Annotated in this window: 12 protein-coding genes; 8 read left to right on the forward strand and 4 right to left on the reverse strand. The window is 55.1% G+C overall.

Annotated elements, in window-relative coordinates:
- Positions 1-45: 45 nt before the first annotated feature.
- The gene (rsd, locus tag J4685_RS21910; RefSeq protein ID WP_000934316.1) at positions 46-534 is read right to left on the reverse strand and encodes a sigma D regulator; all 489 of its coding nucleotides are present in this window, start codon (positions 532-534) and stop codon (positions 46-48) included.
- 92 nt (positions 535-626) lie between these two features.
- On the opposite strand from rsd, the gene nudC reads away from it, so the two are divergent.
- The 6 genes from nudC to J4685_RS21940 all read left to right on the forward strand — a co-directional run bounded on the left by nudC (position 627) and on the right by J4685_RS21940 (position 4981).
- Positions 627-1400: an NAD(+) diphosphatase gene (gene nudC, locus J4685_RS21915; RefSeq protein WP_000373958.1), complete on the forward strand. Its 774-nt coding sequence runs from the start codon at positions 627-629 to the stop codon at positions 1398-1400.
- Between the two features lie 40 nt (positions 1401-1440).
- Entirely contained in the window at positions 1441-2505 is a 1065-nt protein-coding gene (gene hemE / locus J4685_RS21920; protein ID WP_000137620.1) for a uroporphyrinogen decarboxylase, read from the forward strand.
- A 9-nt stretch (positions 2506-2514) separates the two neighbouring features.
- Entirely contained in the window at positions 2515-3186 is a 672-nt protein-coding gene (nfi, locus tag J4685_RS21925) for a deoxyribonuclease V (RefSeq protein WP_000362369.1), read from the forward strand.
- A gap of 41 nt (positions 3187-3227) precedes the next feature.
- The gene (locus J4685_RS21930; RefSeq protein WP_000940092.1) at positions 3228-3818 is read left to right on the forward strand and encodes a YjaG family protein; all 591 of its coding nucleotides are present in this window, start codon (positions 3228-3230) and stop codon (positions 3816-3818) included.
- Between the two features lie 186 nt (positions 3819-4004).
- Positions 4005-4277 carry a nucleoid-associated protein HU-alpha gene (hupA, locus tag J4685_RS21935; RefSeq protein ID WP_001044509.1) on the forward strand — a complete coding sequence of 91 codons (273 nt, stop codon included), beginning with the start codon at positions 4005-4007 and terminating at the stop codon, positions 4275-4277.
- 11 nt (positions 4278-4288) lie between these two features.
- The gene (locus J4685_RS21940) at positions 4289-4981 is read left to right on the forward strand and encodes a DUF1481 domain-containing protein (RefSeq protein ID WP_001083930.1); all 693 of its coding nucleotides are present in this window, start codon (positions 4289-4291) and stop codon (positions 4979-4981) included.
- A 41-nt stretch (positions 4982-5022) separates the two neighbouring features.
- Here J4685_RS21940 and zraP read toward each other — a convergent pair whose 3' ends face one another.
- Positions 5023-5478 (reverse strand): zinc resistance sensor/chaperone ZraP, encoded by a 456-nt coding sequence (gene zraP / locus J4685_RS21945; RefSeq protein ID WP_000828129.1) that lies wholly within the window; start codon positions 5476-5478, stop codon positions 5023-5025.
- Between the two features lie 253 nt (positions 5479-5731).
- Between zraP and zraS the strand changes: the two genes are divergently transcribed.
- The gene (gene zraS, locus J4685_RS21950; RefSeq protein ID WP_011233231.1) at positions 5732-7129 is read left to right on the forward strand and encodes a two-component system sensor histidine kinase ZraS; all 1398 of its coding nucleotides are present in this window, start codon (positions 5732-5734) and stop codon (positions 7127-7129) included.
- A gap of 5 nt (positions 7130-7134) precedes the next feature.
- Complete coding sequence (gene zraR, locus J4685_RS21955) at positions 7135-8460, forward strand: sigma-54-dependent response regulator transcription factor ZraR (protein WP_000617937.1); 1326 nt, start codon at positions 7135-7137, stop codon at positions 8458-8460.
- On the opposite strand, the gene purD is transcribed toward zraR, so the two are convergent.
- A complete protein-coding gene (gene purD, locus J4685_RS21960) occupies positions 8457-9746 on the reverse strand; it encodes a phosphoribosylamine--glycine ligase (protein ID WP_000866765.1) in 1290 nt (429 codons plus the stop codon). The two genes, zraR and purD, sit on opposite strands and share 4 nt — an antisense overlap.
- 11 nt (positions 9747-9757) lie before the next feature.
- Entirely contained in the window at positions 9758-11347 is a 1590-nt protein-coding gene (gene purH, locus J4685_RS21965; protein WP_001187508.1) for a bifunctional phosphoribosylaminoimidazolecarboxamide formyltransferase/IMP cyclohydrolase, read from the reverse strand.
- Positions 11348-11794 lie beyond the last annotated feature (447 nt).

The following is an 11794-nucleotide window of genomic DNA, read 5'->3' on the forward strand; positions in this document are numbered from 1 at the left end:
TCCGAAGAGGGGGCTGAAGTAAACTACCCGTTACTCGCGCAGAACTCAAGCGGGACGTTTGACTCTGGCGCCGTCGTGCATCGCGTCAAACACCAGCATAATCAGCTTGTCTTCCAGCACAAAGCGGGCTTCCAGCGCTTCGCCGATATCTGACAGAGCTTGTTGAAATTCGAGACGATTATCGTGATCGATGGCAGTTTCCAGGCTGGTGTCGTAATAATCCATAATGCGCTGCGTATTATCTTCCAGCAGCGGCCAGATTTTTGCCGCATGTAAAAGCTGACCGTTTCCTTCCAATTTATGGAGAATACGTTCATAAATACTGAAGTGCCCGGCGGAAAGGTAATCGACCAGGCTCTGACAAAAATCATCCAGCGCTTTTTCATTCAGCCGCATGTACGATTCTTTGCCAGGCTTAATGCCAACCAGATTGTAGTAAGCCACGAGCAGGTGCTTACGTACATCCAGCCAGCGATCGACCAGTTTGTTGCTTCCGCCAACGCGCTCCGTCAGGTTTTCCAGCTGGTTTAGCATGATTGTCTCCGCAAGTTAGATAAAGGCTGCTCGCCATGAATGTAAAAATAATGTTAACAACATGCCAGTGAAGCAAAGGTAGTGCAATAGCTATGGATCGTATAATTGAAAAATTAGAGAGTGGCTGGTGGATCGTCAGCCATGAACAAAAATTATGGTTGCCGTATGGGGAATTACCACACGGGCTGGCGGCAAATTTCGATCTTGTGGGGCAGCGCGCACTCCGGATAGGTGAATGGCAAGGCGAGCCCGTCTGGCTGGTGTTACAGCATCGACGTCATGATATGGGATCGGTTCGCCAGGTTATCGATCAGGATGCCGGGCTGTTTCAACTGGCGGGACGTGGCGTACAGTTGGCGGAGTTTTATCGTTCGCATAAATTTTGCGGCTATTGCGGGCACCCTATGCACCCGAGTAAAACCGAATGGGCGATGCTGTGCAGCCATTGCCGCGAGCGTTACTACCCGCAAATCGCCCCTTGCATTATCGTCGCGATCCGCCGTGAGGATTCGATCCTCCTTGCCCAGCACGTTCGCCACCGCAACGGCGTGCATACCGTGCTGGCCGGGTTTGTTGAAGTCGGCGAAACCTTAGAACAGGCGGTCGCGCGTGAAGTGATGGAGGAGAGCGGCATTAAGGTGAAAAATCTGCGCTATGTGACTTCCCAGCCGTGGCCTTTCCCGCAGTCGCTGATGACTGCTTTCATGGCGGAGTATGACAGCGGCGAGATTGTCATCGACCCGAAAGAACTGTTGGAAGCAAATTGGTACCGTTATGACGATCTGCCGCTACTGCCGCCGCCGGGCACCGTCGCGCGCCGTTTGATCGAAGATACGGTGGCAATGTGTCGGGCTGAATATGATTGACATGTTACACTGGGCGCATCAACGCTAAAGGAATGTAAAAATGACCGAACTCAAAAACGATCGTTATCTACGTGCGCTGCTGCGCCAGCCCGTTGATGTTACGCCAGTGTGGATGATGCGCCAGGCGGGCCGTTATCTACCGGAGTACAAAGCCACTCGCGCTCAGGCGGGCGATTTTATGTCGCTGTGCAAAAATGCCGAACTGGCCTGCGAGGTCACTTTACAGCCGCTGCGCCGTTATCCGCTTGATGCGGCGATCCTTTTCTCGGATATCCTGACGATTCCGGACGCGATGGGCCTGGGGCTCTATTTTGAAGCCGGGGAAGGCCCGCGCTTTACGGCCCCTGTCACCTGCAAAGCCGATGTCGATAAGCTGCCCATTCCCGATCCGGAGGATGAACTGGGCTATGTGATGAATGCGGTACGGACCATCCGCCGCGAACTAAAAGGCGAGGTTCCTCTGATCGGCTTCTCCGGCAGCCCGTGGACGCTGGCGACTTACATGGTGGAAGGCGGCAGTAGCAAAGCCTTCACGGTGATTAAAAAGATGATGTACGCTGACCCGCAGGCGTTGCATCTGCTGCTGGATAAGTTGGCGAAAAGCGTCACGCTGTACCTCAACGCGCAGATTAAAGCGGGTGCGCAGTCGGTGATGATTTTCGATACCTGGGGCGGCGTGCTGACTGGCCGCGATTACCAGCAATTCTCCCTCTACTACATGCATAAAATCGTCGATGGCCTGCTGCGTGAAAACGACGGTCGCCGCGTGCCGGTAACGCTGTTCACTAAAGGTGGCGGTCAGTGGCTGGAGGCGATGGCGGAAACCGGCTGCGACGCGCTGGGTCTCGACTGGACGACAGATATCGCCGATGCGCGCCGTCGCGTTGGCCATAAAGTGGCGCTGCAGGGCAATATGGACCCCTCGATGCTGTATGCGCCGCCGGCACGGATCGAAGACGAAGTAGCGACTATACTTGCTGGTTTCGGTCAGGGAGAAGGGCACGTCTTTAACCTTGGACATGGCATCCATCAGGATGTGCCGCCAGAACATGCTGGCGCATTTGTGGAGGCAGTGCACCGACTTTCTGCGCAGTATCACAGCTAAGGAGTTAGTATGGATCTCGCGTCGCTACGCGCTCAACAGATAGAACTTGCTTCATCGGTTTGCCGCGAAGATCGGTTGGACAAAGATCCGCCAGCGTTTATCGGCGGGGCGGACGTCGGTTTTGAGCAGGGGGGCGAGGTGACGTGGGCGGCGATGGTGTTGCTGAAATATCCGTCGCTTGAACTGGTCGAGTACAAGGTGGCGCGTATTGCCACCACCATGCCGTATATCCCCGGCTTTCTCTCTTTTCGTGAATATCCTGCTCTGCTGGCGGCGTGGGAACAGCTCTCGCAAAAGCCCGATTTGCTGTTTGTGGACGGTCACGGTATTTCGCATCCGCGTCGGCTTGGCGTCGCCAGTCATTTTGGACTGTTGGTGGACGTGCCGACCATCGGCGTAGCGAAAAAACGGCTATGCGGTAAATTTGAGCCACTTTCCACCGAACCTGGCGCACTTAGCCCCTTAATGGATAAAGGCGAGCAACTGGCGTGGGTATGGCGCAGCAAGGCGCGCTGTAATCCGCTGTTTATCGCGACGGGGCACCGAGTCAGTACTGACAGCGCGCTGGCGTGGGTACAGCGCTGTATGAAAGGGTATCGCCTGCCGGAGCCGACGCGCTGGGCGGATGCCGTCGCTTCCGGACGTCCGGCGTTTGTTCGTTGGCAAGAAATTCAGCGCTGATTCAGGTAAACTGCCGCTAATTTCCGATTCGAGATTCCATCATGTTACAAAACCCGATTCATTTGCGTCTGGAGCGGCTGGAAAGCTGGCAGCACGTTACCTTTATGGCCTGCTTGTGCGAGCGCATGTACCCGAACTACGCCATGTTTTGCAAGCAGACGGAATTCGGCGACGGACAGATCTACCGTCGCATTCTGGATCTGATCTGGGAAACCCTGACGGTGAAAGATGCAAAGGTCAATTTCGATAGCCAACTGGAGAAGTTTGAAGAGGCAATTCCGGCAGCTGACGACTATGATCTGTACGGCGTTTACCCGGCGATTGATGCCTGCGTCGCATTAAGCGAATTAATGCATTCTCGCCTTAGCGGCGAAACGCTGGAACACGCTATTGAGGTTAGTAAGACTTCCATTACTACGGTAGCGATGTTGGAAATGACTCAGGCTGGTCGGGAAATGACCGATGAGGAGCTCAAAACGAACCCTGCCGTTGAACAGGAATGGGATATTCAGTGGGAAATATTCCGACTTTTAGCCGACTGCGAAGAACGCGATATTGAACTGATAAAAGGGCTCAGGGCAGACCTGCGCGAGGCTGGTGAGAGCAATATCGGTATAAATTTTCAGCAATGACACCAGAAAACGTGATTTAACGTCTGATTTGTCGTGCCATAAGGCTTCCCTTATGCCCCCCGTCTGGTCTACATTTGGGAGGCGAAAAAAAGTGGCTATCGGTGCGTGTATGCAGGAGAGTGCTTTTCTGGCATTTCCGTCGCACTCGATGCTTAGCAAGCGATAAACACATTGTAAGGATAACTTATGAACAAGACTCAACTGATTGATGTAATTGCAGACAAAGCAGAACTGTCCAAAACCCAGGCTAAAGCTGCTCTGGAATCCACTCTGGCTGCTATTACTGAGTCTCTGAAAGAAGGCGATGCTGTACAACTGGTTGGTTTCGGTACCTTCAAAGTGAACCACCGTGCTGAGCGCACTGGCCGTAACCCACAGACCGGTAAAGAAATCAAAATCGCCGCCGCTAACGTACCGGCGTTTGTTTCTGGTAAAGCTCTGAAAGACGCAGTTAAGTAAGACGCGTAGCTGTGAACAGTTTTATCGAAGGGGCTCGTCAGCCCCTTTTGTCTGTCTGGCGTCGCGCGTTTCTGTTTTCTGGCGCGCTGTTGCTGACTGCCTGCAGTCATAACGCTTCACCGCCTCCGTTTACTGCCAGCGGCTTTGCCGGCGATCACGGCGCGGTGCGTATCTGGCGTAAAGATACGAACGATGAAGTCCATCTGCTTTCTGTTTTTAGCCCGTGGCATAGCGGTAGCACGACGACCAGCGAATATCGTTGGCAGGGTGATACGCTTTCGCTTATTGAACTCAATATTTACAGCAAACCGCCAGAACATATTCGCGCGCGTTTCGACGCTCATGGCGAACTCAGTTTTATGCAGCGTGAAGTCGGGGGGCAGAAGCAGCAGCTTTCCAACGATCAGATTGCCTTGTATCGCTATCGCGCCGAACAAATCCGTCAGACCAGCGACGCCTTGCGCCTGGGGCGGGTCATACTACGCCAGGGACGCTGGCACGCCGACCATACGGTAACCACCTGTGAAGGTGAAACGCTGAAACCGGATCTGGATTCCTGGGCAATAAGCCACATTGAGCGCCGCCAGAACCACTCATCGGTAGAGGTGAGCGTAGCATGGCTGGAGGCGCCGGAAGGATCGCAACTTTTGCTGGTGGCGAATTCAGATTTCTGTCACTGGCAGCCGCAAGCGAAAAGCTTTTGATGGAATACCGAATGGCGAAGCCGCCATTCGGCAAACATGCTTTACCAGTTTCCCATACCCATATGACCGCCGCCGCGATGATAACCGCCGCCATAGCCGCCGCAACCGCCATAGCCCATTCCTGCGCCGCGTGGTATGCCAGCCTGCGCCATCGCGACATCCCGTTTTACGCGTTGCTCATCTAACTTCTGGCCTAATGACTCCATCTCTTTGGCAACCGCGTTAATTTTCGCAGTATCCGGCGAACTGGCGGTCAGTAGCGCGTTGTATTCATAACGTTTGGATATCAGTTGCTGGCGCAGCGCGCTGGTCTGCGTATAGTAATCATCATAAATCTTCTGCGCCGTCGCCTGCTGTTCCGTGGTTAACGGGCTCCCTCCCTGTTGCCACATACCGTCATTGTTGCCCCAGTGATGCCCGGCGAAGGCGGCGCCGGAGCTCAGGGCCAAAAGAGAGAGGGCGATTAGCGCGATAGCTGATTTATTGTTCCGTTTCATTTTGCGTTCTCCTGTTGCTCATCTTATCCTCTCTCTTGCATCTTCCGTGCCAGGTAACTATTCCTTGTCGGGCAGCGAGTTAACTCGCTTCAGGCGGCAAAAAGCGAGTAAAAATGACTCGCATGACCCGCTTGGCGAGTCATTTTTACCCACTAGTATCCGAAAGGGTGTGCGACACCGCGCGGTTATGCGGAGCGAAGAATGGCATGATCTCTGCTTAAGTAAGGAAAATAAAAACGAGCCGGGGAAGCCTGTGAGTTTTATACGATTACATAAAGATGCCGCTGCAACGTGGTTGAGTCGACTGTTACCTGTGGCGATCTTCATTCTGGTGGGGCTATTTTCCATTATGGTCATTCGCGACTATGGCCGTGAGAGCGCTGCCGCCAGGCAGACGCTGCTGGAAAAGGGAAATGTACTCATTCGCGCTCTGGAGTCCGGCACGCGAGTAGGTATGGGAATGCGGATGCATCACGCGCAGCAGCAGACATTGCTGGAAGAGATGGCGGGTCAGCCAGGCGTGTTGTGGTTCGCCGTAACGGATGCGCAGGGGGTAATCATCACTCATAGCAACCTTGGCATGGTGGGCAAATCGCTCTATTCCGCATCTGAAATGCATCAACTAAACCCCGGGCCGCAGGAGCGTTGGCGGCGTGTCGATGTTGCTGCTAACGGCGAGACGGTGCCTGCGCTGGAAATTTACCGTCAGTTCCAGCCGCTTTTCGGTATGAGAGGTCACGGTATGAGGGGGCACGGCATGGCGCGTAGCGCCAATGACGACGAACCAGCGAAACAAACTATTTTTATTGCCTTTGACGCCAGCGAGCTGGCCGCGACACAGGCAAGGGAGTGGCGTAATACGCTGATTGTTTTGTCTGCGTTAGCGGCGGTGCTGTTGGCAACGTTACTGGCGTTTTTTTGGCATCAGCGTTATCAGCGCTCGCACAGAGAACTGCTTGATGCAATGAAGCGTAAAGAAAAGCTGGTGGCGATGGGGCATCTGGCGGCGGGCGTCGCGCACGAAATTCGTAACCCGCTCTCGTCCATCAAAGGGCTGGCGAAATACTTTGCCGAGCGCACGCCAGCCGGCGGCGAGTCGCATGAACTGGCGCAGGTGATGGCCAAAGAGGCCGACCGTTTGAACCGGGTGGTAAGCGAATTGCTCGAACTGGTAAAGCCCGCGCATCTGACGCTCCAGGCGGTTAACCTCAATGATATTATTACTCACTCCCTGAATCTGGTCAGTCAGGATGCCCAAAGCAGAGAGATTCAGTTGAGATTCACGGCGAATGAGACGCTTAAGCGTATTCAGGCTGACCCGGACAGGCTGACTCAGGTGCTGTTGAATCTGTACCTGAACGCTATTCATGCGATTGGCCGCCAGGGAACGATTAGCGTAGAGGCAAAAGAAAGTGGGACCGACCGCGTTATCATCACTGTTACCGATAGCGGGAAAGGGATCGCCCCGGATCAGCTGGAGGCGATTTTTACGCCTTATTTTACGACCAAAGCTGACGGGACAGGCCTGGGGCTGGCTGTGGTGCAAAATATCATCGAACAGCATGGCGGCGCGATTAAGGTGAAAAGTATTGAGGGTAAAGGCGCGGTCTTTACTATCTGGTTGCCAGTGATAGCGAGACAACAGGATTAACAAGGGTGATACGCGGAAAAATCGATATTCTGGTTGTGGATGATGATGTAAGCCACTGCACGATTTTACAGGCGCTGCTTCGGGGCTGGGGCTATAACGTCGCTCTGGCCTACAGTGGGCATGATGCGTTGGCTCAGGTGCGTGAGAAAGTCTTTGATCTGGTACTGTGCGATGTGCGTATGGCGGAGATGGACGGTATCGCCACGCTGAAAGAGATTAAAGCGCTCAATCCCGCCATTCCGATTTTGATTATGACGGCATTCTCCAGCGTGGAAACGGCGGTAGAGGCGTTGAAAGCCGGCGCGCTCGACTATTTAATTAAACCGCTGGATTTTGACCGTCTGCAGGAGACGCTGGAAAAGGCGTTGGCGCATACGCGGGAAACGGGCGCTGAATTGCCATCGGCGTCGGCTGCGCAGTTTGGCATGATTGGCAGCAGTCCGGCGATGCAACATTTACTGAATGAAATCGCGATGGTCGCACCATCAGACGCCACGGTATTGATTCACGGAGACTCCGGCACGGGTAAAGAGCTGGTGGCGCGGGCGCTACACGCCTGTAGCGCCAGGAGCGACAAACCGCTGGTCACGCTCAACGGCGCGGCGCTTAATGAATCGCTGCTGGAGTCTGAGCTGTTCGGCCACGAAAAAGGCGCGTTTACCGGCGCGGATAAACGTCGGGAGGGACGCTTTGTCGAAGCTGACGGCGGGACATTGTTTCTTGATGAAATCAGCGATATCTCGCCGTTAATGCAGGTACGTTTGCTGCGGGCGATTCAGGAGCGCGAAGTGCAACGCGTGGGAAGTAACCAGACGATATCTGTGGATGTTCGGTTAATTGCCGCTACCCACCGCGACCTGGCGGAAGAGGTGAGTGCTGGTCGTTTTCGCCAGGATCTCTATTACCGCCTGAATGTGGTGGCGATTGAAATGCCTTCTTTGCGCCAGCGTCGGGAAGATATTCCGCTACTGGCAGACCATTTTCTGCGGCGTTTTGCCGAACGTAACCGAAAAGCGGTGAAGGGGTTTACGCCGCAGGCGATGGATCTGCTGATCCACTACGACTGGCCGGGCAATATCCGTGAGCTGGAAAACGCTATCGAGCGGGCGGTGGTGTTGCTGACGGGAGAATACATTTCTGAACGCGAATTGCCTCTCGCTATTGCCGCGACGCCGATAAAAACGGAATACAGTGGTGAGATCCAACCGCTGGTGGACGTCGAAAAAGAGGTGATTCTGGCGGCGCTGGAAAAAACGGGCGGCAACAAAACGGAAGCCGCCCGCCAATTGGGCATTACGCGCAAAACGCTGCTGGCTAAACTCAGCCGTTAGTTTTGCTCACGCTCAATGGCGCGCCAGCCGATGTCGTTACGGCTGAAGCTGCCGTCCCAGCGGATGTCGGTCATCAAGGCGTAAGCGCGTTTCTGCGCCTCAGCCACGGTGTGGCCCAGCGCGGTGGCGCACAGTACGCGACCGCCACTGGTCAGCACACGGTCGTCATCGGCGAGTTTGGTGCCCGCGTGGAAAACCTTACCGTCAGCCACTTCTTCCAGCGGCAGGCCGTGGATCTCATCGCCAGTGTTGTAGTTGCCCGGATAACCGCCCGCGGCGATCACCACGCCTAATGAAGCGCGCTCGTCCCACTCGGAGGTTTTCTCATCCAGCTTGCCGTCGCAGGCGGCCAGGCAAAGATCCACCAGATCCGACTTCATGCGCAGCATGATCGGCTGGGTTTCCGGATCGCCGAAGCGGCAGTTGAACTCGATCACTTTTGGGTTGCCCTGCTTGTCGATCATCAGACCCGCGTACAGGAAGCCGGTATAGGTATTCCCTTCTGCCGCCATGCCTTTCACGGTTGGCCAGATGATCCGTTCCATGGTGCGCTGGTGGACTTCATCGGTCACCACTGGAGCCGGAGAGTAAGCCCCCATGCCGCCGGTGTTCGGGCCGGTATCGCCGTTGCCTACGCGTTTGTGATCCTGGCTGGTGGCCATCGGCAGCACGTGCTCGCCGTCGACCATCACGATAAAGCTCGCTTCTTCGCCGTCGAGGAACTCCTCAATCACGATACGGTGGCCCGCGTCGCCAAAGGCGTTGCCTGCCAGCATGTCATGAACGGCGGCTTCGGCTTCTTCCAGCGTCATCGCCACGATAACGCCTTTACCGGCAGCCAGACCGTCAGCTTTGATGACGATCGGCGCGCCTTTCTCACGCAGATAAGCCAGGGCTGGCTCAATCTCGGTGAAATTCTGGTATTCCGCCGTCGGAATCTGGTGACGAGCGAGGAAATCTTTGGTGAAGGCTTTGGAGCCTTCCAGTTGGGCGGCCCCTTCGGTTGGGCCAAAGATCTTCAGACCCGCCGCGCGGAACGCATCGACCACGCCAATCACCAGCGGCGCTTCCGGGCCAACGATGGTCAGGTCAATCTTCTCGTGCTGGGCAAAGCTCAGCAGCGCCGGAATATCGGTGACGCCGATAGCCACGTTCTGCAACGCGGGCTCCAGCGCGGTACCGGCGTTACCCGGTGCGACAAAAACAGTATCAACCAGCGGCGACTGTGCGGCTTTCCAGGCCAGCGCGTGTTCGCGTCCGCCGTTACCAATCACTAATACTTTCATGTTTCGCTCCATTAATGGCGGAAGTGGCGCATGTCAGTGAAGATCATCGCAATACCGTGTTCGTCGGCGGCGGCAATGACTTCATCGTCGCGAATCGAACCTCCAGGCTGGATCACGCAGCTCACGCCAACGGCGGCAGCGGCATCAATACCATCGCGGAACGGGAAGAAGGCGTCAGAGGCCATCGCGGAGCCTTTCACTTCCAGACCTTCGTCAGCCGCTTTAATCCCGGCGATTTTGGCGGAGTACACGCGGCTCATCTGGCCTGCGCCTATGCCGATGGTCATGTTCTCTTTGGCATACACAATAGCGTTGGACTTCACAAACTTGGCTACCTTCCAGCAGAACAGCGCATCTCGCAGTTCCTGTTCGGTCGGCTGGCGTTTGGAAACCACGCGCAGTTCAGCTTCGCTCACCATACCCAGGTCACGATCCTGAACCAGCAGGCCGCCGTTAACGCGTTTGAAGTCCAGACCAGGTACGCGCTGTGCCCACTGACCACAGGTCAGTACGCGCACATTCTGCTTGGCAGCCGTGATTTTCAGCGCATCTTCGGTCGCGGATGGGGCGATGATCACTTCCACGAACTGGCGGGAGATGATGGCCTGCGCGGTTTCGGCATCCAGTTCGCGGTTGAAGGCGATAATGCCGCCGAACGCGGAGGTTGGGTCGGTTTTATACGCACGGTCGTAAGCGTCGAGAATAGTGGTGCTCACCGCCACGCCGCACGGGTTGGCGTGCTTGACGATCACGCAGGCCGGCTCGTTGAACTCTTTCACGCACTCCAGCGCCGCGTCGGTATCAGCGATATTGTTGTAGGAAAGTGCTTTGCCCTGAACCTGCTGTGCGGTGGCAACGGACGCTTCTTTCACATTCTCTTCTATATAGAAGGCAGCCTGCTGGTGGCTGTTCTCGCCGTAGCGCATATCCTGCTTCTTAATGAAGTTCAGGTTCAGCGTACGCGGGAAGCGACCGGCGGCTTCTTTGCTTTCACCATGGTAGGCCGGAACCATGCTGCCGAAGTAGTTGGCGATCATGCTGTCGTAGGCGGCGGTGTGTTCGAAGGCTTTAATCGCGAGATCGAAACGGGTGTCGAGGGTCAGAGAGCCTTCGTTGGCATCCATCTCTTTAATAATGGCGTCGTAGTCGCTGCTCTTCACCACGATGGCCACGTCTTTATGGTTCTTAGCAGCAGAGCGCACCATGGTCGGGCCGCCGATATCGATGTTCTCTACCGCATCTTCCAGCGAGCAGCCTTCGCGTGCTACGGTTTCGGCGAACGGATACAGGTTAACGACAACCATATCGATAGGGGCGATGTGGTGCTGTTCCATAATGGCATCGTCCTGGCCGCGGCGACCGAGGATGCCGCCGTGGACTTTTGGATGCAGGGTCTTTACGCGTCCATCCATCATTTCCGGGAAACCGGTGTAATCGGAAACTTCGGTCACCGGCAGGCCTTTTTCTGCTAACAGGCGGGCTGTGCCCCCCGTAGACAGCAGCTCCACACCGCGTGCGGAAAGTGCCTGGGCGAATTCGATGATACCGGCCTTGTCAGAAACACTGAGCAGAGCGCGGCGGACTGGACGACGTTGTTGCATGGTAAATCCCCTGGATTTGACGATTACAGAGAGCGTTAGCTGAATTTTTCGTGAAAAACTCAGCTAACGCCCCTTATGGGGCATTCTCATTTTGCGGCGACATTGTAACGAAAACGTTTGCGCAACGCTCGCGAATTTTTCTTTTTAAATTCTGGCCCCGCTTTTATCCCTGAAAGATCGTTTGCAGAGTGAGAAGATCCAAGAGATGAACGCGCATTTTGTGGATAAGTCTGTGCGTAAATGGGTATAACCAGGGGTTTTGCTGGGGAATGCAGCAAACAGTCATTTTTCTGCAATTTTTCTATTGCGGTCAGCAGAGAACTCCCTATAATGCGCCTCCATCGACACGGCGGATGTGAATCACTTCACACAAACAGCCGGTCGGTTGAAGAGAAAAATCCTGAAAATCAGGGTTGACTCTGAAAGAGGAAAGCGTAATATACGCCA

This window comes from Salmonella sp. 32100201201700099SM (assembly GCF_017572645.1).
GTDB classification, from domain to species: Bacteria; Pseudomonadota; Gammaproteobacteria; order Enterobacterales; family Enterobacteriaceae; genus Salmonella; species Salmonella enterica.